Genomic DNA, 25,430 nt, shown 5'->3' on the forward strand with positions numbered 1-25,430 from the left:
CTTTTTTTTGATTATTTTTCGTGTATTGAAGTATACGTTATACCAGTTTCATTAATTAGGTGAACAATTTTATACGTAAAAAAATTGCCAAATATAAGGCCTTTATTTCAATAACTAGTTGTTCTAATTATTAAATAAATAAATAACGATTTCGTTGGTGATTTTAACAAGCAGAAATGATCACATAGTTAGTAAGATCGGTATTAATAATTTCCAAGTGAAATAAGTTTGAGAGTTAGCCAATAGCGCTAGTCAAAACTAGCGCTTTAAATATTGATTGAAGTCGATATCACTACAACCAAGCACCACTTTTACTCGGTTAGAGGCACCTAACTTCTTAAGAATAGATGAAACATGCGATTTCACCGTTGTTTCTGAAATATGTAGATTGAACGCAATTTGTTTATTCGCTTCACCTTTCGTTAAATGCTTTAACACGATTAATTCTCGGCGAGTGAGTAAAGAGATATTTTCAGGTAAAACTTTATATTCTTTTGCAGTGGCAGTTGTCGTGGTGGTGGTGGTAGCTTCTGAGCGCATAATGTCTGAAGGTAAATAAACATTACCTTGAAAAACACTCTCTATCGCTTCACCAATAACATCTTTTGACGATGATTTAGAAATAAACCCCACGGCGCCATATGATAGGGTTTGCAAAACCTTTTGTTTTTCTTGTTCTGCTGAAACAATAACAACAGGCGTTGTCGGACATTGATTACGTAAATCTAATAAACCATTAAGGCCAGACATACCAGGCATATTTAAATCTAAAAGTATTAAATCTATTTCATCATTATCTTTAACAAAAGCAAGTGTAGAGTCTATATCTTCAGTTTCATAAGTCGTTGACCCAGGAAATTTCATGCCAATAATATTAACAATGGCATCTCTAAATAGCGGATGATCATCTGCAACCAAGATTTTATACATAAAGCAAAATACCGTAAAATGAGTAAGCTACTAGACTCTAGCAGGTTATTATCAACTAGTTAACCCTCCTAAAGTTGTAGAAAACTCATCTTTTAGATATAAAGTAATAATTTAATCGCTATATTCGTTTAAAATATTATCTCTTTGATTTTTAAGGAGCAGAATATTTTTCTACTCCTTAAGCTAGATTACGACATTAAAAAGTCACCACAGCACCAATTGAGAAAGTGTTGTTGTCTTCAGCTATTAAAGAATCTGTGGCATCTGCTTCAGTATTATTATATTCAACTACGGCAGTCAAGCCTGGAAGAATTGTTCGAAAGTAAGCAATACCAGTATTACTGTGTGTCGCATCACCTACAATACCAACAGTTTCAACATTACCACTATTACTGGTTTCTGATTCACCATAAGTTAAGACTATACGGTTATCATTTAGGGTATAAGCGGCCTGAATTAGATAGCCTTCAGTTTCAACTGTGTCTGGTCCAACGATTTGATCTAAACCTGCAACATGACCTAACCCTTCAGCACTATAACCGGAAGCGGTTAGTGATAAACCTGAAATTTTGTAATTAATACCATAACCAATGCCGGTCTGATCATGTTCAACATCATTAATTTCACTTGACTGAGTAACCCCACTAACCCAAGCTTTTAATGAAGAATCATTATTAAAATTAGTACTATACATTAATTCAGCTTCAAAACGAGGTAGATCTTCGGAAGAGTCTGCACCAAGTTTATTAGGGTCCATAATGGCAACCGCTAATTGAAAACCGTTTAAATCAGGCGTTCTATAAGTAATTTGTGATTTAGGCATTGGATAAGTATAACCTGTTGCGATATTACCAAAAGAAACATTGTTACCATCAGCTAAGCCAAAAAAGTCAGATGTTTGACCAAAACCAAGTAAAAGTTCATCGCCAAGAATGTTAGCACGATTATATAAACCAAAATCTTTACCAATTAATACTTCCCCGAAATCGCCGCTAATAGTGGCATAAAACTGACGAACGTCGATTAATGAACCAGTACCCAAATCAGCAGGTGATTCATCACGTACATTGTCTGTATCACTTAGAGAAACCCAAAATGAAGAACGCATAGCGATTTTTACATCATCAAGTTGTTTAGCGATATTAAAACCGATATTACTTGGCAAAAAACCAGTACGAACTCGTGATTGTGTGCGATCTGTTTCTACCCCAGTAGCATCAGTTTTATCAATTGAGCTATTAGAGTAAAATACATTAACTAACCCGTCAGTGCTGAAGGTTATCCCGTCATTATTGTATATTTCAACGGCGGCATTTGAGTTAAATGCTGCCATAGCTAATGTCGCAGTGATTAAGCTAGTTTTGAATCGTTTAGTCATTTTCATGCTTCCTTTTTTATCGTTATTAGAGTTCAATCATCATAAAAATAACTTTAAGCGAATAGAATGAGTCAACTTATCGAAATTAACAGTGCTTTAGTCGTAAGTAAGAGTCTTAGTGCTTTAGTAGGAGTACGGATGAAAAGGTAGGAAGTAATTTAATTAGCCTGCGGTAATATAAATAAATAGCCTAATATTACAGATAATTAACGCTACTTTACTATTTAAATATACTTATGGGTGCTTTTTGACATAACGAATGGCAAGTCGAACAAATAACCAAGTTATCAGTAAAAAAATAGGAACTGAGAAGCCTTTGACAAGTGTTTTATTAACTTCAAAACCTGAAAAAGTCACGGCATTAAGCACATAATCTAACAAGCCCATCAAATAAAAAGCCATTGCAGCAACAGAAACACCTTCAACCATTTGTTGTAAACGAAGCTGTACTTTGCCACGTTGATTAATCGCAGATAATAATTGTTGATTTTGTTGCTCAATTGTTAAATCAACCCGAGTCCTTAACAAGCTACTCGCTCGAGCAATTCGGCGAGTTAGTCCATCTAAACGAACAGATAATGCCTGACAAGTACGAATTCCAGGACTCAAGCGTCGAGTAACAAATTCGTTTATCCGTTCAAAACCTTCAATGTCCGTTTCTTTGAGCTGTTCAAGTCGAGAGCACACTAATTCATAGTAAGCATTCGTCGCACTAAAACGATAACTAATATCCGCTATCAGTTGCTCGGTATTTCCTGCTAAATCTGACAATTTATCTAGCATTTGACTATCATTTTTTTCGCCCACACCTGCCATTTCTTGATTTATATCGACTAAATCATTTTCCATTTGAGCTACTTTAGGCGACAAAGAGCGAGCTATAGGTAAACTCAATAACGCCATGACTTGATAGGTTTGTATTTCTAGCATGCGTTGTATAAGCCTACCCGCTTGATAACTATTGAGTAAGTTACTTTGAATGATAATACGGTCAAAACCATCACTATGTACCCTAAAAGAAGCATAAACATTTGCTCGATGGTCAGCAACACTACTCCCCAATATTTGATGTCCTTCAAAAGCGCAGTGTAGTACTTCTTCCGATATTTCATCCTGATGAATGACTAAGTTAACCGCACTCACTAACTCACCAACAATATTATCAAACCACTCTTGTGGCACAAACTCTGTTGCATAACCATCAAATAGGTATTGCCCTACCCCTTTACGAATAAAACTATAACTTGAAAACTCTAAATGACGTTCCCAACGTAATTCAAAACCGCCAAAATCTTGATAATAACAACTTGCATCACGGCTAGGAGGGTTAACATTATAGCGTTGGCATAAAGAATAAATTTGTTGATATTCTTGTTCTTGATCCTTTGCTGTTAAACGTACAGCCATATGTGTTATCGATGATGGCACAGTAACTTGTGGTGATGGCCTATTATGTAACTCTTGTGAGACTTGTTGTCGTAGAGGAGAAACCACAATGCTTGCGCGTGTTGAATTACAATGATTAACCCTTGCTTTTTTCTGTGCCGTATACAAAGTAGATGTCATTTAGTCATTCCTAAAAATCAGTCAATTTTACCCGCTAGTAAAAGGGGAAATTGCCTCGTAAGTTTTGCTTGAAACTCTAATTCAGCAATGCCAGACTCTGTACGAGGTTTAGGAAAATTAATGATAGACTCATGGATAATAGTACAAGGGGAATCGCTTAAGAAAATAATACGATCTGCTAGATAAATAGCTTCTTGTAAATCATGAGTAACAAACACAACCGTAGTCTTTTTTTCTCGACATAAATCAAGTAGTAGCTTTCGTAATCGCCCTGCAGTAGGTGCATCAAGAGAGTTAAATGGCTCATCTAACAACAGTAATTGCGGGTTGATCGCAAAAGCACGTGCAATACTCACCCGTCGCTGCATTCCACCAGACAGTTGGCTAGGAAAGTAATCACCTTTTTGTGCTAAACCAACTTCTGCTAATAACCCTTCAATTTTGTTGAACTGTGTAGGATCTAATACCAATTCAATATTTTCTCTCACGGTCAGCCATGGCATTAACCTTGGTTGTTGAAAGATATATCCAATACGATTAGCCTGTTCATTTTCTAAGTATTCGCTTTTTGAGCAATCACTTGCTAAGTCATTTTTCTTAAAACGATTACCACTTGAATTGCTGCTGTAAGAAATATGCTGGCCCACGCATGATTCAAGGCCGCTAATCATATTTAATAACGTAGTTTTTCCACAGCCTGAAGGACCGATAATAGCAAGAAATTCGCCAGAATTGACCTTAAAATCCAACTGCGACAATACCGCAGTTTCGCTATTTTCATAATACTTATCTTTAATAGCAACATTGAGTTCAATCAAAACGTTTTCCTCTGGCGACGATTTTATCAAAGGGCTTAAAGAACAATAGTTCAATGATTAATATAATAATGACAAAGGCGATGGTGTATGCAAGGATTCCGGCAATATCAAAAAACTGAAATAAAGTATTAAGCGCAAAACCAACACCATCGCTTCGCCCTAGCAGTTCAACCACTAATACTATTTTCCAAATTAAAGACAAACCAGAGCGCGCAGAAGCGATGATAAAGGGGTAAAGTTGAGGTAAAAAAACACGAAAGAAAGTTTTACTCGGTGACAATTTATAAATTTTAGCTACGGCTAGTAAATTCTGATCAACGGCTCTCGAACCTTCTCTAATCATCACAACAACTGTTGGTACTTTATTGATAACAACAGCAGTAATAGCAGCCGTTTCTACTAAACCTATCCAAATATAACAAAGCAATATGGTCACTAAGGCTGGAATATTAAGCATAATAATAAGCAACGAATCTGTAAGCTTATTAGCCAACGAATTCATCCCCATCAAGATACCAATTAAGCCACCAAGTACCATAGCAATAATAAAACTCAATAATGCACGCTTTAAGGTAATGAAAAGATTACTTACCATTTCCCCTTCAGTTAAATGGAAATGTAAACTTTTCAGCACTGTCAATAAAGATGGAAAATCTGAGCTAGCAATTACCCAAGCCAAGCTTTGCCAAAGCACGCATAGAGTAAAAACAACACCAAGCTTAGTAAACAGCAATGAAAAGAGCTTCATTGTACCCTCGGAAGATCGGAGGAAAGATTAGCAGTATTGATAGTAGAAAGGTTCATTAAATAGGCCAACTGACTAGGTCGCCAAAAAAGCCCATCACTTAACGATGTCGCTTTTCCCACTAAAGCATGCCCGCCTTCCTCGGCCAATATATTGAAAACTTGTTCACTCGCTTCCATTTCTTTTGTACCAAACTCACCTAATAAACCTGACCGGTAATCTTTTTTTAATGCGGTGAAAACTTCATCATTCTCAGCCTTTAGTAACGGTCGAATTCGATCCCATTCACCATCAGATGAAACGAGTATCTGCTTGGCTTCTCGTGAAGCTAATAAGAATCGAGTAACCGCTTCAGGCTGTTCGTTTGCCCATACTTGATCAAACACCCATCCTAATAAAGGAACGTTAGTTTCAATACCAAATTCGGTCAACATGTCCCTCATCGTCACTAACTGCTTATAACCTGTCGCTTTTAGTCTGGCGCCATAATGCCAAAAATTAATGGCAGCAGCTAAGTCGCCACGGAGTATTAATCTATTTAATAACGGTGGTACCGCAAATGTAGGCTTAGTTTCATTATTTAAATCAAAGCTATATTTTTTCTTACTATACGCTTGTAACAATAACCAACTTTTATCAACGGCACCGCCTGCAATACCTATTTTCTTTCCCTTAAGATCAACTAAAGATGCGATGCTACTATTAGCCGAAATATAAAGTCCACCTGTTGCCATTGATGTTGGAAATATAGTGTACATTCTCTGTTCAAATCGTTGACGATTTACCCAAAGCCAATCACTAAGAATAATATCAACTGCATCACCTTGTAACGCCACTGCAGATGCGTTTTTACTCGCTAGTGACATTACCTTTAAGTTAAATTGATATTTTTTATCTAACTGATGATGCTTGATCACCGCTATTTCCCAGTTGACCGTGCCATATTTTAAAACACCGACTCGTATTTCAGGGGTAGCAAAAGTATGAAAAGGTAAGAAGATGCATAATGTAATACCAATTAACCATTTACTCATATTCAACCCTCTATTTCAAAATTTTTCTTGAGTAGAATTGAATGTTAATAGTTAACGTTCATCCCAAGATGCAATACATATAACTCCCCATTTAAAACGAGATGATTTGAATATAAATACAAGTAGTTCAATTTGAATAGCACTGGAATAAATGACGTTAATATTGTCATACTCTGTATTGAACTGTATTCCATATTTTCGTTAAAAATAAGTATATAAAATATAGCTCTAATTCTATTAGGACTTACTTAACAATACGTTCCTTCTTTAGTATGACAAAGCTCGTCTTTTAGTAAGACAAGCTCATCTTCAGTACAATGGTTTTTGCTCACTAACCTTGAGCCAGTTCCATTTAAAAATAAGAATTACTGCTTTTAAAATTGATAGTTTAGGTTGATACTGGCTGATAGTGGTCTTGATGGTCCAACAAAATATTCGTCGAAATCGGCATCAGGATATATATCTTCTAACACTTCATCTGCTTCACCGTAGGTACCAAAAGTATCAAAATGACGATCAAATACATTATCAACTTTAGCTGATAAACGTAACTGTTCGGTAACTTGGTAATTTAAGTAAATATTGGTGACAGAATAAGAAGGTATTTTCTTATTCTCATTTGCTTCATCACCACGATAGTATGATGAAGAGGCATATAAAAACTCAGTACCAAGATTAACAGCATCATTAATTTGCCAATTAGCGTGGAACTTAACTTGGTGCTCTGGTTGACCCGGAATAGTATCGCCTGGATTAACTTGTCGATTAGCGCCTAACGGATTCACCGGACTAAAAGAAACGAAAGGTGACTCAAAAGTTGCCTTTAATAAATTATAGCTAGCGCCAAAATCCACGTCTTTTATCTGAGTATTAAAAGCAAGTTCAACACCTTGACGTTGAGTTTTATCAAGGTTGATAAAGTAACCTTGATTAGACTTATTTGTCGCTTGTTGAAAAATAATATCTTGATGGCTAATCGTTGAAAAAACCGTTGCTAGTGCAGAAAAGTTATCTTTATTATAATTTAAAGAAGCTTCTACTGTTTTCGCGACAACTTGTTCAAGCGGAGGATCGGCCACAAAACCATTAGGCAACTTACAAGGATCATTTTCATCTGCACAGCTTAGCTCTGCTGGGCTTGGTGTTCTTGATGATTCGCTATAACTTAATTTAACCATATAATCAGAAGAAAGCTGATAATCAGCTGATATGGCAGGGTTAAATCGATTAAAAGAGTGTTCACCATTAAGTGAGCCTTCACCCGTATCTATCTGATCTTGCATACTTATTTGAGCATGATTGTATCGACCGGCCAAGTTAATGGTAAATTTATCGCTAATAGAGATGCCGTTCATAAAGTAAAAGTATTGCTGCTTTGTATCAACTTTCAAATCAACACGTGATTCCATATCAAAAAAGCCAATACCAGTGACAGAACGATCATCCGTTACAGTTTCATTATGAAGTACTGCAAATTGGGTATCACTTCTAAAGTGAATATCGGCTTTATCTATGCCTAAACCAAAAATAAATTCGTTATCAAAAGAATCAAATTTACTTAACTTAACAAATTGTAATGCTGCACCATAACTTTCATTATCAGTAAAACCGGTATTTAGTGTGCCATCCACTGTGTCAGGATCTATATCACTCAACTCACTGAGAAAAACCCCTTCATCATAACCAACAAAGTGGACAAGCTCTAACTCATCTTCTTCCTCTTCTTCACATAAACTATAGCTTTCGCCAAATTCACATTCTTCATAGTCACTGTCATCACCATTAATGCTATTAATTTCATTTTGACGATAATAGGCATTTGCCTGCCATGACATTTCGCTATTAATAACACTGTCAGTTTTAACACTAAACTGTTTATAACGATTATGAGTTTTATCTGGTTGCGTATAAATAGCATCTCTACTTGCCAAGTCAGCAAGTATTTCAGGTATAGCACCATTACCTAGCATTTCATTATCATTACCTGCAAAAGTAAACTCTACGGTGCGTACATCAGTTACATAACTCAATGTTGCAAACAACTGATTTAATTCACTTTCAGAATAATCTCGCCAGCCGTCTTCTTTGTAATGATTAGCCAAAATATAATAGCCCCAATTACCTTTATTACCGCCAGACTGCAGCGTATATTGCTGTTGTCCAAAGCTGCCAAAGCGTACATCAAATTCGTTTTTTGTATAACTAAAACCATTTTTTGTTTGTAAAGCTAATGCACCACCTAAGGTATTTTGACCAAAGGCAGGATTCGATCCTGAATATAAAGAGACGATATCAAGTGCAGCAAGGGGAATAAGATCCCAGTTAACAGTATCGCCAAAAGGTTCGTTAAATCGTACGCCATTTAAATAAACAGAAATTCCCTGAGGTAAGCCAAGTAATGGTGAGGCTGTAAAACCTCGATATTGTACATCAGGCTGGAAAGGGTTATTTTGTACATCATTTATATGTAAACTCATTAGCTGATTTTTCATATGCTCTGCTAATGAAATACTTTGTGATTGAGCAAGTGTTTCTGCATCGATTGTTTGAACACTACCAAAAATACTTTTATCACTGACTGCATTCGATGAAAGTGGTGTTTGCCCATATATACTAATTTTTTCAACACCGGTAATATCATCCCCTAAAACGGGTAAGCAAGTGCAAGTAATAATACAAGCTAATAATATTTTCATTACAGTTTCCAAATAAATAATAACTTGCTTCAGTCTACCCCCATTTATAAAAATGTAACAATTGATGTTAGTGTTTAAATAACACTCAAAGTAAAAATAAAACTAATAAATACAGATAGATAATAAAAACACAATCAATAAGCATCATGCTAAAGTATGATTAATTTACTACCCAATATTTATGGTTATAGATGATACAAAGTCTACATAAAATAAAAAATAGCGGCTATTTACCTAAAACTTAATTAACGATGACAATTTCGTCAGACACTATTGCTATTAAGAGTGCTGTTCATACATTATTATTCACACAAAACGATTAGCACGTTATGATATTGCCAAGAGAATCAAAGGAGTAAATGATGGAAAAATTAACCGTCCGTAAGGCTGAAAAAAAAGATACCGCATTAATCTTACATTTTATTCGTGAGTTGGCTATTTATGAAAAAGCCGAGCATGAAGTGTTAGCAACTGAAGATACCATTAAGCAGTCAATTTTTGCTGAAAATAGTCATGTTAATGCATTAATTTGCATGCAGGGAGATCAAGCCATTGGGATGGCAATTTACTTTTATAACTATTCAACATGGTTGGCAAAGTCAGGACTTTATTTAGAAGATCTTTACATATCTTTAGAACACAGAGGTAAAGGTGGTGGAAAACTATTACTTAAAACAATGGCTAAAATTGCTGTCGATAATAATTGTGGTAGATTTGAATGGAGCTGCTTAGATTGGAATAAACCGTCCCGCGATTTTTACCAATCGATTGGAGCACAATCACAAGACGAATGGGTTGGCTATCGCATGTCTGGTCAAACACTTATTGATTTTGCAAAAGAGGATTAACGCTCTTCTACATTTGCTAGTAACACTCCAACTAAATAAGCCTTTCTATAGCCGCTAATTTTCTGACTTAATCATTGAAATACAGTTAATAAGTATTTCAATGATTAACAACATCTGCAATCAAGCGTCGTTTATTTACCACTACGTCCATGTTGTGGTCTAAAGCTCATTAAGGCAAAAAACGATACTGTGATGGTGACAAGTAACACAGTAGTCAACGCCGTAGGTTCAATCTCGCCATAAAGCGCAAACCTTAATAACTCTACACACGCAGTAAAAGGATTAAACTGACATAACCAATATAACCAAAGACTCGCTTCTTTCATCTTCCACAAAGGGTATAACGCACTTGATAAAAAGAACATTGGAAAAATAACAAAATTCATCACACCTGCAAAATTTTCCAATTGTTTAATAAGATTGGATAACATAAGCCCGAGCGAGCCTAGAAAGAAAGCGATTAAAAAAATTGCTGGGATTGCCGTAATATAGCCAATTAGTGGGATATCCACATCAACAAATTGAGCGAAAAATAAGAAAATTACAACCTGTAATAATGACAACAAAGCGCTCGCCACTAACTTACTACATAATAAAAATGGTCTTGGTAATGGACTCATCAATAATACTTTCATACTGCCCATTTCACGGTCATATACCATAGAAAGCGAGCTTTGCATGCCATTAAATAAAATAATCATGCAACAAAGCCCTGGAACAATATATTGCTGATAAGTAATATAAGTACCATAAGGCTCCATAATAGAGACGCCTAATGCGGCTCTAAAACCAGCAGCAAAAACCACTAACCACAATAATGGCCTAATTAAGGCACTTAATAAACGAGAACGTTGTTGAAAAAAACGAAAAATATCACGCTTAACAATGCCATTGAAACAATAAAGGTAGGTACGGTTCATTAAGTGATCTCCGTATTAGCCGTTAACATTCTATATAATTGATATATGTCAGCAACATTATGTGTTTCGCATAATTCACGACTTATCCCTTGCACCTTTACTTTTCCTTCATTTAGAATAATAAGTTGATCATCTGCTGATATTTCATCAATTAAATGAGTTGCCCATAACACACAAATTCCCAGTTGTTGACTCAACGTTTTAACGTATTCTGTGATCATTTTTCTACTGTCAATATCTAAGCCGACTGTTGCTTCATCAAGTAATAATACCTTAGGTTTATGGATTAGTGCTCTAGCAATTTCAACACGGCGACGATGACCTCCATTTAATGATCTGACTTTATCATTCAATCGCTGCGTCAATTTCAATTGTGATAATATATCACCAATATTTGTTAACGCTTCGGAGGATGAAATTCCTTGTAAAGCAGCATAATAAACCAAATTTTGCTTAACTGATAAATCTAAATCAACCGTACTTTGTTGAAAAACAACCCCCATAGATTTCATGATTTCAGCTCTATTGTCACGAAAATCATAACCATCAATTTTAATATTGCCTGATGATGGCTGATAAAGACCTGTTAGCATTGAAAACAAGGTACTTTTACCTGCCCCATTTGGGCCAAGCAAAACGTTAAACCCTTTATTAATCGTTAAGTTCAAATCATAAACGGCTGCTTTTTTACCATAATAAAAAGACAGTTCATTAGTTACTATACTCATGGCATTTGACGTATTACAACGCCCCAAGGATAACGCCCCACTTTAATTGATTTGGTTACTTTTAATGCATTAACATCTATCAAAGAAACATCGCCACTGATTCCATTGGTTGTTATTAACTGGCTTTCATCATGATTAAAGGCAAGTTGCCAAACTCTACGCCCAACTAACAGATATTTTTCAATAGACATTGTTTTTCTATCAATAACAGCTACATGATTTGCGGGCCCTAATGCGATAAACGCATACCGGCCATCCTCAGTTAATTCAATACCGACTGGTTGTACACGATCTCGGTGAATGCCCTTAATATGAAAAGTAAATTCTTTAACAATATTTTGTGTCGCCACATCAATAATAACTACCATACCGCCAATTTCAGAGCTCACCCATAGATACTTATTGTCTTTGGTAAAAAGCGCAGATCTTGGTCTGGAGCCAACGAGTGTATTAGCAAAATTTTCATGAGTTTCAGTGTTTATCCAATGTACCATATTGGTTGTTTCTGAGGTGACTACAACAATTTTTCCATTAGGACTTACCGCTAGTCCTTCAGGCTCAACACCTACGTCTATCTGTGTAGTAACACTAGCGTCTTCAATATTGATAACTGTTAATAAAGCATCATCTTCATTCGCCGTATAAATAATCTTACCGTTGGGATGTAATACGACCGTTTCTGGATCTTCTCCTGAGGGCAACTCACCAATAATTTGTTCCGTATTTAAATCAACTATTTGGATACGATCGGAATCACTCGCACAAACATAAGCCAGCGATTGATCCTTATTTAAGATAATGCCGCGTGGTCGTTGACCAACATCTATTGTTCTGATGACTTTATTTTGACCCAGATCGATTACCGAAATATTGTCATCTTTCTCATTGGTAACATACGCATACTCGTTGGCATAACTAACGTTAATATTAAATAAAAGAGCTAGACTTAATAATTTTAATAGTAATATGTGTTTCATAATTTATTGTAAACCTTATTTACATTGAGATTCTTGAATATCAAATCCAAGCGTATCAAGTTCAGTTATAGGGTGAAGCATACCTGGTTGTGGCGACTGCGATACCAAGGCATGAGGATGTACTAACGCTAATGGCATTCTTAATTGTTTATTCCATGCTCTAAAGCTCAGTTTCCGTCCCTTATATGCTGCCAATTCAAAGGCATCAGACGTAATATAATCAAGAATATGAGCACTAACATTAGTATTCAGTTCATGTACTGATTGAGCAACACTACGTACAGCAAGGTAACCGGCAAAATCGGTTTCATTCATTTTCCTATTAGCTAATGTCATAAAACGCCCTTGTAATTGAGCCGCTCCCCATTGCTCTATTACAGCATGCCAGGCTAACGCTTCTAGACCTGCCGAGCCAATAACAGGTCGAGGTAAATAAGTATTAAAGGGAATAAACTCTGAAAAATCTTTTTCTTTATCTGCTACGTAAACAGCATCATAATCTTTAATTGTTTGAGTAAATAAAGGAATTTCCTGCTGTGCAGTACGTCTCATATCCGTATTAAAATCCCATACCTTTTCATCAACAACTTTAATACCAAAGCGTTTAGCTGAACGTTTAAAAGATTTTGCCAGTTGAATATCTTCAACTTGACTACCTCGTACCAATAACACATTACTCATACGACGATAAAGTAACCATTGTGCCAGCGCATCAGATTTCATTGCATCGCTAGGTATAGTATGAAATACCGACGCTAAACACTGAGTACTACGAATTTCATCGGCCGGCTCTCCCACATTAAATAACAAAACAGGCTTATCTTTGGCCCACTGATCTATTGGTATTAAATGGATTAACGGAACATCAAGAATAAAAATTCTACGTCCTAGATCATATTCACCTTCGATATAGGCTAATAGTTCTGTTGACTTCTTCGTGACGAAATGTGTTATTTCAAAATGTTGCTGTAAAAACTTACCTGTTGTATTGGAATCATTAATAGCAAGTTTCGCGCCCGAGTATCCTGTATTCTCAGGTATTGGGAAAATATTTGATAACGTTGGTGAGTGCTTTTGTAATAACTGAACATAACTAATATCAACCGTTATAGGCTTTGATAAAGCAGTAAAACAAATAGCCCACGTACTGATAGCAATCCCTTTTAGTAGAAACTTTTTTAACTTTGTCCTTGTCGCAAAAAACATGTTTACCTCAGCTGTATAAAGACGTACAAAAGAAATTAATGACACTAGGTCAAATAAATGTATGTACATAAGCATATAGAAAAACTTACTAAAGTAAAAAATAATCAACTACCACATAAAATGCCTTAATACTTTGATATAAAACAAGATAATATTAAAATGTGGCTTTTTACACCCGTAAAATCATACTAAGTGATGAGAACTAACCGCGCTAAAGTACAATTCTTCCACTACATCAACACAGTTAAGCTTATATCATTAAAAACATATACATAATTAATTTTGTAGAAATTGGAGTACTGAGTGATGATAAAGTTTAATTTAGGTTTAAGCCAAAAATGTTTAATTACATTGATATCTGTTTGTTCATTTAGCATAGCTGCTCACGGCCCTGTAACACCACAAGCAATAAATACTTCTACTTTACCTACCTTAGGTGAAGAATGGTTTGACACGAATCCCTACCGAGAAAAAGAAGGTGATGTGCTCACAGAAATTTTACGCGTAGGTGCTTCTGCTTATAACCAAAATTGTGCTCGTTGTCATGGTTTGGGTGGTGTTTCAGGTGGTATAGCTCCTGATATACGCAAACTGCCAGCGGATTTTGATGGTGATGAATGGTACATTTATCGAGTACAAAATGGTGCGGTAAGAAATGGTGCTGTTTATATGCCGAAAATGACCGAGCATTTAAACCAAGAAGCACTTTGGGCAATTCGTACTTGGTTAGAGTCTGTCAGTGAAAAATAATATTTTAAATGCGCTAATTTTGTGGCTAAGTTGTTGCGGCATTCTTTGCTCAACAGCTCTTGCCCGATCTTACGATGATATTATTGAAAGCAAAGAGATCACTGTTGCTGTTTATCGAGATTATGCACCTTTTTCATACCAAGAAGACGGTAAAGAGAAAGGTATTGATGTCGAAGTCGCCAAACATATCGCCAAAGAATTAGGCGTAGAACTGCATATCAGATGGGTAACAGCAGATGAAGATGTAGAAGGTGATTTACGCAATAATATTTGGAAAGGACATTATCTTAACCGCACTATTGCAGATTTAATGCTCAGAATCCCTTATGATCAAGCATACTCTAACCTTAGAGACGATATTGGCGAACCTGTACATGAACAAGTACATATGTTTGCCCCTTACCATACAGAATCGTGGAAAATCATTTTCAATAAAAACAAAATTGAAGATGTTAGTACCATGGCCGTTTTTCAATACCATAACATTGGTGTTGAAGTCGATTCCATTCCTCAATTTTATCTATTATCGGTCTTCAATGGCCGAATGCGCGACAAAACTAAACAATTTCCTTCTCTACCGTTAGCGATATCGGCCATGCAAACACATAAAGTTGATGCGGTTATGGGGCTACGTAGTCAAATCAGTCACTATCAACAGCAACTTGATCCAAAAACCTATGTGTTAGCAAATAATGGTTTTCCAATGATAGGCAAACAACAATGGGATATTGGAATGGCAATAAAAAGTGATTATCGCCAACTAGGCTATGCTATTGGCGATATTGTTCAGGCGATGGTAACTCAAGGAACAATGAAAGACATTTTCACTCAATATAATGCTATCTACCAAGTGCCTGATTATTACGCCGAAGTAGAATAAGACTAGTCGACATATACAATAGTCAACTTCATCCCTTTAATCATACTAAATGATGAAAAAAACGCTACTGCCGAGTCATATATAAGTAAATAGAGACATTTTAATATCGTTATAGCCTGCTTCAACGTTTATTCATATCTATGATTGATAAACAAGCTTATTAATGACAGCAGGTAAGTAAACATAGTACATGATCTTTAACCAAAAATTTACAACCCGAGAGGAAATAACAATGATAACAACATGTAAAACCAAGGTATTGTCATTATCCATGGCGATATCTTTATCACTAACAGGTATAGCAAATGCTTATGTAACCGATAAAGATATTGCACAAGACCAAATGACCACTGAAAGTATTGTGTCTTATGGAATGGGTCTAAGAGGACAACGTTACAGCCCTCTTGATAAAATAAATATCGACACAGTGAAAGAAATACGTCCAGTATGGGCATTTTCATTAGGTGGCGAAAAACAACGCGGTCAAGAATCTCAACCGATGATTAAAGACGGCGTTATGTATATTACTGGCTCATACTCAAGAGCATACGCTATTGACGTAAATACAGGTGACGAAATTTGGCAATATGATGCTCGTTTACCTGACGGTATTATGCCTTGTTGTGATGTTATTAACCGTGGTGTTGCGCTATATGGCGACCTAGTTATTTTTGGTACCCTTGACGCCAAACTTGTTGCTCTTAATAAAGATACAGGTAAAGTCGTTTGGAAAAAAACGGTAGAAGATTATAAAGCCGGTTATTCAATTACTGCTGCTCCAATTGTTGTTAAAGGTAAAATCATCACAGGTGTTGCTGGTGGTGAATTTGGCGTAGTAGGTAAAGTAAGAGCTTATGATGCTAAAAATGGCCGACTAGTTTGGGAACGTCCTACAGTTGAAGGCCATATGGGTTACATCTGGAAAGATGGTAAAAAAATGGAGAATGGTATTTCTGGTGGCAAACCAGGACAAACATGGCCAGGTGATCTTTGGAAGTCAGGTGGTGCTGCTCCTTGGTTAGGTGGCACGTACGATGCTGACACAGATCTACTTTTCTTTGGCACAGGTAACCCAGCGCCATGGAACTCACATTTACGTCCAGGCGATAACCTTTTCTCATCATCGCGTTTAGCACTAGATCCTGATACCGGAAAAATTGTTTGGCATTTCCAAACAACACCACATGACGGTTGGGATTTCGATGGTGTTAATGAACTGATTCCATTCGACTATAAAGAAAATGGTAAAACAGTTAAGGCTGCGGCAACAGCTGACAGAAACGGCTTTTTCTATGTATTAAACCGTGAGAATGGCGATTTTATTCGAGGCTTCCCATTTGTTGATAAAATCACTTGGGCTAAAGGACTAACCGATAAAGGACGTCCAATTTACGATGATACCAATAGACCAAGCGATCCAAGCAAATCAAAAGATGGTAATAAAGGTAGCACTGTTATTGCAGCCCCTGCTTTCTTAGGTGGTAAAAACTGGATGCCGATGGCTTACAGTCAAGATACTGAACTATTCTATGTGCCTTCAAATGAATGGGAAATGGATATCTGGAACGAACCTACTGCCTATAAAAAAGGGGCAGCTTACTTAGGTGCTGGTTTTACTATTAAACCAATTAATAAAGATTATATTGGTGTATTAAAAGCAATTGACCCTAAAACAGGTAATGTTGTTTGGCGTTACAATAACTACTCACCATTATGGGGTGGTGTACTTGCTACCGCAGGTAACCTAGTATTTACCGGTAATCCTGAAGGTTATTTATTGGCACTTGATGCTAAAACAGGTGAAGTAAAATACAAGTTTAATACCGGCTCAGGTATTGTTGGTACTCCGGTAACCTGGGATATGAATGGCGAACAATACATTTCTGTTTTATCTGGCTGGGGTGGCGCTGTACCACTATGGGGCGGTGATGTTGCCGAGCGTGTGAAACACTTTAACCAAGGTGGCAGTGTGTGGACATTTAAACTGCCTAAATAACCTTAACAACCGTTTAAAAAAGGCTTTTGAATTTATTCAAAAGCCTTTTTTTTAATTAATACGTTGCAACGAATTAATTAAAAAAAAGATATAAAAACCAGCATAAAAGAGCCTATTCCTTCTAAAGTATGATGTTTTCAATGCAAAGGGATAATAGTTTTACTTGCCTTATCAACCTTATTATAGATATACCAAAACACTTTGGTAACAATCAAAGTATACATAAACAAGATCAAGGAAAAGAGTCTTACTCTGACTGATCTAATTACGAGGTGATATATGATCTATGCAAACCCAGGCAGTGAAGGTTCTGTCGTTTCTTTTAAACCTAAATATGAAAACTTTATCGGCGGTGATTGGGTTGCTCCTGTTAAGGGTAATTACTTTACCAATACAACCCCTATTACAGGCGAAGAGATTTGTAAAATACCACGTTCAAGTGCGGAAGATATTGAATTAGCACTCGATGCTGCTCATGCAGCAAAAGTAGCATGGGGGAAAACATCAGTACAAGAACGTTCAAATATTTTATTGCAAATTGCCGATAGAATTGAAGCAAATTTAGAAACTATTGCTGTTGCCGATTCATGGGATAATGGTAAGCCGGTACGTGAAACTCTTGCAGCTGACATTCCGTTAAGTGTTGATCACTTCCGTTACTATGCTGGTTGTATTCGTGCTCAAGAAGGCACACTTTCTCAAATAGATGACGACACTGTTGCTTATCACTTCCACGAGCCTATTGGTGTTGTTGGTCAAATTATTCCTTGGAATTTCCCTATTTTAATGGCGGCATGGAAACTTGCACCTGCCCTTGCTGCTGGTAACTGTATAATACTAAAACCAGCAGAACAAACGCCTGTTAGTATTTTAATATTAATTGAGCTTATCGCAGACTTACTTCCTCCTGGCGTATTAAATATTGTAAACGGCTATGGTAAAGAAGCTGGTGAAGCCTTAGCAACAAGTACACGTATTGGTAAAATTGCCTTTACTGGTTCAACACCTGTCGGTCAACATATATTAAAATGTGCTGCTGAAAACTTAATTCCATCAACTGTTGAGTTAGGTGGTAAATCACCAAACATCTTCTTTAATGACATTACTCAATTTGAAGATGATTTCCTTGAGAAATGTGCTGAAGGCTTTGTATTAGGTTTCTTCAACCAAGGTGAAATTTGTACTTGTCCTTCTCGTGCATTAATCCAAGAAGATATTTTTGATGAATTCATTGAAAAAGTTATCGCTAAAGCGAATAAAATTATTCGTGGTAATCCACTAGATACTGAAACTATGGTTGGTGCTCAAGCATCTGAAGAACAGTTCGATAAAATCATGAGCTATTTAACTATTGGTAAAGATGAAGGTGCTAAAGTACTGACAGGCGGCGATAAAGAAAGCTTAGTAAATGAACTAGGCAACGGTTATTACATTCAGCCAACAATCATGAAAGGTAATAACTCAATGCGTATTTTCCAAGAAGAAATTTTTGGGCCTGTTATTGCCGTGACCACTTTTAAAGATGAAGCTGAAGCGCTTGCTATCGCTAACGACAGTGCATTTGGTTTAGGTGCTGGTGTTTGGACACGTGATGCCAACGTTGCTCATCGTATGGGCCGTGGTATTCAATCTGGACGTGTATGGACTAACTGTTACCATTTATACCCTGCTCATGCTGCCTTCGGTGGTTACAAAAAATCAGGTATTGGTCGCGAAACTCATAAAATGATGCTTGATCATTATCAGCAAACTAAAAACTTATTAGTGAGCTACAGCACAAGTCCTTTAGGCTTCTTCTAAGCTTAATAGTGTTGACTGAATGAGTGCCAACTATGGAGTAATGCTGCTCATTCAGCCAACAAAAAATTAAACAATTTATATAGCCTTTACTTAGCATATGACTAAATATGAAGTAAAGGCTATAACAATTTCTTTGGGTGTTAACATGCATTCTAAAAAAGTAAACCCGTTAATATTGTGGGTAACCCTGACCCTTTTTTTTATGTTATCACCCTCTTTTACCGCTTTAGCTTTCAATAACCAAACAAATCCAAATGCGACATCCATTGAGGATGATATTGCCCATATTTTTCCTAGCGCAACTCGCATTGGCCCTATCGATAAAGAAATTCCTGTTACACCAGTTTATCAACTGAATGAACTCTTAGGTTATGTTTTCGAATCTGATGATTTTGTCAATTTCATTGGCTTTTCTGGCCAAACAATTAATGTACTAATTGGTATTGATACCGACGGTGTATTTACCGGATTAAAAATATTAAAGCACAATGAACCGATCTTTTTACATGGCTTAGGTGAAGAGCCAATGTTTGATTTTATTAAGCAATTTAAAGGACATTCAGTAAAAGAGCGCTTCATCGTGAATGCACGAAATAAAGACTCGCTTGGTGCAACATATATTGATGGAGTCACGAAGGCGACGATATCAGTATTAGTTATTAATGACACCATTACCGCCTCCGCTATTCAGGTCGCTCGAGAGCGGCTCTCTGGTTTTGTTGCTCCATCACGAACCAGTATTAATCCTGACTACTATAAAGTGCTCACTTTCGCTGAACTTTTAAATGAAAACCTTATTAAACATTGGCGAGTTACACGTGATCAAGCACTGGCAATTGTTGATAAATCATCCTCAAGCTTAATAAATAAAATTAACCAAGTAAGCGAAGGAGAAAATGACTTTATCGATTTATACTTTGCTTTTGTCCATGTGCCTATTATTGGTAAAAATTTATTAGGTGAACAAGAATATCAACGCTTAATTGAAAGCTTAAAGCCTGATGAACACGCATTAATGGTATTTGGTCGTGGTAAATATGCTTTTGTTAGTGATGAGTTTATCCCCCAAACCGTACCTAGTCGTTTAACAGGACAACAAGCGACACTGCCGGTTGATCTTCGTGATATCGACTTTTATAGCTATTATGAGCCGTCATTTATACAAGCAGTTCCAGACTTTACTGATATAAAAGTCTTTCGTATAAAAGCTCAGTCTGGTTTCGAATTAAATAAAAGTTTATCGTTATCCCTAACATTGAATTACAACCAGTCTTTTTTATCTAAAAATCAGTATAGCTTTACAATTGATAATACCTTACCTGACTATTTATTTATTCATAAAGATGTAGAAGTTAATCCAGACAAAAAACAACCTTTATGGTTAAAAATCTGGATAGAGCGTAAGCTTGAAATACTAATATTAAGTGCTTACCTCTTCTTTTTGTCTTGGTTGTTTATTAAACAAGAAACCATTGCTAAAAATGTTAAAAAGACACATAAATTACGTTTTGCATCATTAACTTTCGTCCTGTTTTTTATCGGATTTTACTCGCAAGGTCAATTATCAGTAGTCAACATTTACACACTACTATTATCGATATGGCAAGGGTTTAATATTGATGTTTTTCTACTTGATCCCATTATTTTTATTCTTTGGATTTTTGTTTTTATCAGTTTATTCTTATTTGGCAGAGGCTTGTTTTGTGGATGGTTATGCCCCTTTGGTGCCTTGCAAGAATTTGCCGCATTAATCGCCAACAAGTTAAAGATAAAACAAATTAAAATAAAACCACATCATCATAGTAGAGCGCAAAAAATAAAATATGCCGTGTTGATATTATTAGTTGGTAGCTCTTTTTATTCGCTTAGTATTGCCGAAAAGCTTGCCGAAATTGAACCATTTAAAACAAGTATTACATTAAATTTTGTACGTTACTGGCCATTTGTTCTCTATGTTGTTTTATTATTAGCACTGAGCTTGAAGATTCATAAGTTTTATTGTCGCTATTTATGTCCGTTAGGCGCTGGCCTTGCTATCATTGGTCGCTATCCTATTTTTAAGTGGTTAAGACGACGCAAAGAATGTGGCACACCATGCCAACTTTGTCGTAACAAGAAATGTGGAATAGATGCGATAAACCAAGACGGTTCAATTGATTACGGGGAGTGTATTCAATGTTTGGAATGTTTAGTTACTATTGAGAGCCCACAACAGTGTGTTGTTAATAAATATTCAAATAAACCAAAGAGAAAAAAGAATGCAACAACGTCTACACCGATAACGGTTAACTATATTGAACTATAACGAGTCAATAATATGGTAGGCGTATAATAACAATAAAATTAATAGGTAACCTTATGCAGCCAATAAAAACAATAACCGCAGTCAGTACAGCTACCGATCCATTAATTGCTAGCCAAGAGCTCTACCAGCAGCTTAATAAAGAAAATATCTGTTTTATATTATTTTATTGCTCATCAACTTATGCGCTGTACACACTAGCACAAACAATGGAAAGTACTTTCAAGGACATCGAAATTGTTGGCTGCACAACTGCAGGAGAAGTAAGCCAGCAAGGTTACAAGCAGCACTCTATTGTTGCGATTGGATTTTCTAGCCAATACTTTGCCATCAGTTCAGCCTTAATTGAATCAATGGAAACATTCGACACCATCAGCGCACAATCAACCATCAACGAACTGATAGAACAGTGCCAAGCTAAAAAATTAACCGACATTAAAAACAATAGTTTTTTACTTACATTGCTCGATGGACTTTCTTCCAACGAAGAGCAATTTTTAGTAACACTAAACTCTGCTTGTAGAGGCATCCCTCACTTTGGCGGCTCTGCCGGTGATGATATTAGTTTAGCGAAAACACATGTCTATTATCAAGGAAGTTTTTATCAAAATTCAGCCATTGTCATCATGGTAAATACTATCTTATCTTTTGAAGTCTTTAACTGTAATCATATTGCCCGTCCGATAGAAAAATTAGTCGTGACTGCCGCAAATGCAGACAGTAGAACTGTGTATGAACTAAATGCTGAGCCGGCAGCGCTTGAATATGCAAAATTATTAAACATGAATTTGAAAGACTTAAGTCCTGAAGTATTTTCACTGAACCCGTTGGCAGTTAAAGTTGGCGGGCACTACTATATTCGTTCAATTCAAAAAGTTAATGAGGCTGACTTAAGTTTGACCTTTTACTGCGCTGTCGATGTTGGTATTGTGCTCACGGCAGTTGAAATGGGCGATATATTTGCTCCAGTAGTACATAAATTAGACGAAATATCATTGCGTTACGGTAAACCAGAGTTGGTTTTAGCCTGTGATTGCTTTTTAAGACGCCTAGAGATAGAACAAAAAGGCCTCGAAAATAAAGTACGAGAATTAAATAATAAGTACAGTATTGCGGGATTTAATACCTATGGCGAGCATATTAATGGTACACATTTAAATCAAACATTTACCGGTGTTTACATTGCCGGAGGTATTAATGAGTAATCAAGCTTTAGAAGAAGAACTTGCTCAATTAAGACAGCAAAATAGTAAATTAAAAAAAATTAACGATGCCTTGATGCAACGTGTTGAAGATAGTGGTGAAAATCAATATGCACCTTATACAGCATTTGAACACTCCGTACATCTAGCTGAACAAGTGCGAGAAAAGACTCACACTCTAAACGAAACTTTAGCAAAACTTGAACGAAGTAATCATGCTTTAAAACTAGCTAACGCACAAGCTAACCTGTTCAAACAGCGCTTTGTTGATGCGATAGAAAGCATTACAGAAGCCTTTGTATTACTCGACAGTAAAGGTCGAATTATCTTACAAAACAGTAATTTTGCTAATTTTTGGAAAAACTCAGGGTTGCCGATTAAGAAAGGTGCCAACCTAAAAGACTTAAAAGAATTAGCTAAAACACGTGGCCTTATTCGACGTGCATCACCTGGTGATGCGTTTGCTAGCCCAGTATACCAACTCGCAGATGAACGATGGTTTCAATTAAACGAACACCGAACCAGTGAAGGTGGTTGGGTTATGCTCTATACCGACATTACGGCGGTAAAAACGGCAGAAAGTGCTCGTTATGAACGAGGGATGGCACAAAAATCATTATTATTACAAAACTTAATTGATAATCTCTCGCAAGGTGTAGTGTTAATTAGTAACCAAAATAAGATTGAAGTATGGAATAGACGCTTTTCACAGCTTAGTTCATTATCTTCTAACCTTTTACAGTTGATCCCTAGTACTGATAATATGCAAAAATTAACAGAACTCGATTTAGCTCCCAAGTTTAACACCAATAATGAATATTACACTCAAACCCTTACTGATGGCACAGTACTAGAAATAAGGGATCATCGTCTAAATAACGGTAAAATAATTAAAACTTATAGTGATATTACCGCACGACATCGCTATGCTGAATCATTAATAAAAAGTGAGAGTTGGCTACGACTGATCACAGATAACGTTCCTGCAATGATTGCTTATGTGGGTAAAGATTTAAAGTATCAATTTACTAATCAAGTTTATGTTGACTGGTACGGCTGGCCTCAAGGGGCCCTAAATGGCTTAGAATTAGAGCAGAATCGTGTTCAGTCAGAGTTCATTAAGTTAAAGCCTTATGTCGATCGAGCTTTAAATGGTGAGAGTGTAATTTTTGAGATTAAAGAAAAAAACAAAAATAATGAATTAAGCTACTTATTAAAATCCTACGTGCCTAACCGTGATGCAAAAGGTGATGTTCAAGGTTTTTTTGTACTTATTCGTGATGTTACTGAACGTCGTAAAAATGCTCTCGCTTTACAAAAAGCCCATGATGAACTCGAGATTAGAGTACAAGAGCGAACATTTCAATTACAAAGCTTAAATAATAAATTGCAGACAGAAGTAGAAGACCGTCGTCAAGCACAAATCAACCTACAAAAAGCAAAAAGTGAAGCTGAGTTTGCCAACAGTTCAAAAACTAAGTTCCTTGCGGCGGTAAGTCATGATTTATTGCAACCGTTAAATGCTGCACAACTATTCACTAGCTCATTAATGGACTCACCTTTAGAAGGTAACACCCAAAAATTACTACGCTCAGTTTCCAATTCACTCGATGATTTAGAGAATCTAATTTGCACCTTGGTCGATATTTCAAAACTTGATGCTGGTGTTGTAAAAGCGGATAAAAGCTCATTCAAATTGTCCGAATTACTCGACAATTTAGTCAGTGAATATCGACATGTCAGCGGGCAATTTCAAGTAGAACTACGTCATGTTCGTAGTGATGTTATTGTGCACAGTGATAGTGTTTTACTCGTGCGTATATTACGTAATTTTCTATCAAATGCTTTTCGATATACAGACAATGGTAAAGTTTTACTTGGCTGTAGACGTAAGGGTAATCATATTTTCATTGAAGTTTGGGATAATGGTACTGGGATAGCTAAAGATCAGATTCAAGAAATATTTAAAGAATTTAAAAGGTTAAATTCGTCACACACCGCCTTTCGGAACGGCTTGGGTTTAGGCTTAGCGATTGTAGATAAAATATCTAAAGTACTCGAACATCCAATTATGGTAAATTCAACATTAGGTAAAGGATCCGTATTTTCAGTAAAAGTACCACTGGGTAAAATCAGTAATGTCTCACAAGCAAGTGATCAGTATAATTATAACCTCGATACCACACTACTAACCAATAGTAAAATTTGGCTTATTGATAACGACGCTAGCATTTGCGCGGGCATGTCACAATTGTTAGAACGCTGGGGCTGTGTTGTGATAACAGCTTCGAGTCTACAACATTTGGAGCAAAAAGTAAGCGTTACCACTGACAAAGCAGATATCTTGATTGTTGACTATCACCTTGATGATGATGTGAACGGACTATCATTAGCAAAAGAAATTAACGCATCACGTAGCGAGCCTCTTCCTATAATGATGATTACAGCAAATTACAGTAAAGAACTAAAAGATGAAGTAAAAGAAAGTGGTATTTTATTGTTAAATAAACCAGTGAAGCCAATGAAGTTAAAAACATCCATGCTTTATTTATTAAAATAACCTTTGTTCAGATTAACATGATAACGTGTTCAACATACTAGCCTGATGATAAACAAACTTTAATGACACATAAAAAATAACGCCTTAATAGTGC

19 protein-coding genes are annotated in these 25,430 nt (G+C 36.2%); 8 read left to right on the forward strand and 11 right to left on the reverse strand.

Annotated elements, in window-relative coordinates:
- Window positions 1–258 precede the first annotated feature (258 nt).
- From KO509_RS07180 to KO509_RS07210, 7 genes are all read right to left on the reverse strand, one after another.
- On the reverse strand, window positions 259–930 hold the full coding sequence (locus KO509_RS07180) for a response regulator transcription factor (RefSeq protein WP_215972610.1): 672 nt from the start codon (window positions 928–930) through the stop codon (window positions 259–261).
- Window positions 931–1,126: 196 nt separating this feature from the next.
- A complete protein-coding gene (locus KO509_RS07185) occupies window positions 1,127–2,308 on the reverse strand; it encodes a porin (protein WP_215972611.1) in 1,182 nt (393 codons plus the stop codon).
- A 234-nt stretch (window positions 2,309–2,542) separates the two neighbouring features.
- Complete coding sequence (locus KO509_RS07190; protein ID WP_215972612.1) at window positions 2,543–3,874, reverse strand: DUF3422 domain-containing protein; 1,332 nt, start codon at window positions 3,872–3,874, stop codon at window positions 2,543–2,545.
- A gap of 17 nt (window positions 3,875–3,891) precedes the next feature.
- Complete coding sequence (locus tag KO509_RS07195; RefSeq protein WP_215972613.1) at window positions 3,892–4,692, reverse strand: ABC transporter ATP-binding protein; 801 nt, start codon at window positions 4,690–4,692, stop codon at window positions 3,892–3,894.
- Window positions 4,685–5,440 (reverse strand): ABC transporter permease subunit, encoded by a 756-nt coding sequence (locus KO509_RS07200; protein WP_215972614.1) that lies wholly within the window; start codon window positions 5,438–5,440, stop codon window positions 4,685–4,687. Before KO509_RS07200 ends, KO509_RS07195 begins: the two co-directional genes overlap by 8 nt.
- Window positions 5,437–6,471 (reverse strand): ABC transporter substrate-binding protein, encoded by a 1,035-nt coding sequence (locus KO509_RS07205; RefSeq protein WP_215972615.1) that lies wholly within the window; start codon window positions 6,469–6,471, stop codon window positions 5,437–5,439. The genes KO509_RS07200 and KO509_RS07205 overlap by 4 nt, the downstream gene beginning before the upstream one ends.
- A gap of 374 nt (window positions 6,472–6,845) precedes the next feature.
- Complete coding sequence (locus KO509_RS07210) at window positions 6,846–9,167, reverse strand: TonB-dependent receptor (protein ID WP_215972616.1); 2,322 nt, start codon at window positions 9,165–9,167, stop codon at window positions 6,846–6,848.
- Window positions 9,168–9,526: 359 nt separating this feature from the next.
- Between KO509_RS07210 and KO509_RS07215 the strand changes: the two genes are divergently transcribed.
- On the forward strand, window positions 9,527–10,015 hold the full coding sequence (locus KO509_RS07215) for a GNAT family N-acetyltransferase (RefSeq protein WP_215972617.1): 489 nt from the start codon (window positions 9,527–9,529) through the stop codon (window positions 10,013–10,015).
- Between the two features lie 131 nt (window positions 10,016–10,146).
- Here the strand turns inward: KO509_RS07215 and KO509_RS07220 are convergent, their stop codons facing one another.
- The 4 genes from KO509_RS07220 to KO509_RS07235 are packed head-to-tail and all read right to left on the reverse strand — an operon-like array spanning window position 10,147 to window position 13,921.
- Window positions 10,147–10,935 (reverse strand): ABC transporter permease, encoded by a 789-nt coding sequence (locus KO509_RS07220; RefSeq protein ID WP_215972618.1) that lies wholly within the window; start codon window positions 10,933–10,935, stop codon window positions 10,147–10,149.
- Window positions 10,935–11,663 (reverse strand): ABC transporter ATP-binding protein, encoded by a 729-nt coding sequence (locus KO509_RS07225; protein WP_215972619.1) that lies wholly within the window; start codon window positions 11,661–11,663, stop codon window positions 10,935–10,937. The genes KO509_RS07220 and KO509_RS07225 overlap by 1 nt, the downstream gene beginning before the upstream one ends.
- Window positions 11,660–12,640, reverse strand: a complete 981-nt coding sequence (locus tag KO509_RS07230) for a YVTN family beta-propeller repeat protein (RefSeq protein ID WP_215972620.1) — start codon at window positions 12,638–12,640, stop codon at window positions 11,660–11,662. The genes KO509_RS07225 and KO509_RS07230 overlap by 4 nt, the downstream gene beginning before the upstream one ends.
- Window positions 12,641–12,655: 15 nt before the next feature.
- On the reverse strand, window positions 12,656–13,921 hold the full coding sequence (locus tag KO509_RS07235; RefSeq protein ID WP_252727435.1) for an ABC transporter substrate-binding protein: 1,266 nt from the start codon (window positions 13,919–13,921) through the stop codon (window positions 12,656–12,658).
- A gap of 231 nt (window positions 13,922–14,152) precedes the next feature.
- On the opposite strand from KO509_RS07235, the gene pedF reads away from it, so the two are divergent.
- The 7 genes from pedF (at window position 14,153) to KO509_RS07270 (ending at window position 25,336) form a co-directional block, all read left to right on the forward strand.
- Window positions 14,153–14,596 carry a cytochrome c-550 PedF gene (pedF, locus tag KO509_RS07240; protein WP_215972632.1) on the forward strand — a complete coding sequence of 148 codons (444 nt, stop codon included), beginning with the start codon at window positions 14,153–14,155 and terminating at the stop codon, window positions 14,594–14,596.
- A gap of 1 nt (window position 14,597) precedes the next feature.
- On the forward strand, window positions 14,598–15,476 hold the full coding sequence (locus KO509_RS07245) for a transporter substrate-binding domain-containing protein (protein ID WP_303495476.1): 879 nt from the start codon (window positions 14,598–14,600) through the stop codon (window positions 15,474–15,476).
- A 271-nt stretch (window positions 15,477–15,747) separates the two neighbouring features.
- Window positions 15,748–17,472 carry a PQQ-dependent methanol/ethanol family dehydrogenase gene (locus KO509_RS07250; RefSeq protein WP_289847529.1) on the forward strand — a complete coding sequence of 575 codons (1,725 nt, stop codon included), beginning with the start codon at window positions 15,748–15,750 and terminating at the stop codon, window positions 17,470–17,472.
- 279 nt (window positions 17,473–17,751) lie between these two features.
- A complete protein-coding gene (locus KO509_RS07255) occupies window positions 17,752–19,272 on the forward strand; it encodes an aldehyde dehydrogenase family protein (RefSeq protein ID WP_215972623.1) in 1,521 nt (506 codons plus the stop codon).
- Between the two features lie 145 nt (window positions 19,273–19,417).
- Window positions 19,418–21,577 carry a 4Fe-4S binding protein gene (locus KO509_RS07260; RefSeq protein ID WP_215972624.1) on the forward strand — a complete coding sequence of 720 codons (2,160 nt, stop codon included), beginning with the start codon at window positions 19,418–19,420 and terminating at the stop codon, window positions 21,575–21,577.
- 53 nt (window positions 21,578–21,630) lie between these two features.
- A complete protein-coding gene (gene nosP, locus KO509_RS07265; RefSeq protein WP_215972625.1) occupies window positions 21,631–22,779 on the forward strand; it encodes a nitric oxide-sensing protein NosP in 1,149 nt (382 codons plus the stop codon).
- Entirely contained in the window at window positions 22,772–25,336 is a 2,565-nt protein-coding gene (locus KO509_RS07270) for a PAS domain-containing hybrid sensor histidine kinase/response regulator (RefSeq protein WP_215972626.1), read from the forward strand. Before nosP ends, KO509_RS07270 begins: the two co-directional genes overlap by 8 nt.
- Window positions 25,337–25,430: the final 94 nt, after the last annotated feature.

The organism is Colwellia sp. C2M11, from assembly GCF_018860915.1.
Classification (GTDB): Bacteria; Pseudomonadota; Gammaproteobacteria; order Enterobacterales; family Alteromonadaceae; genus Colwellia.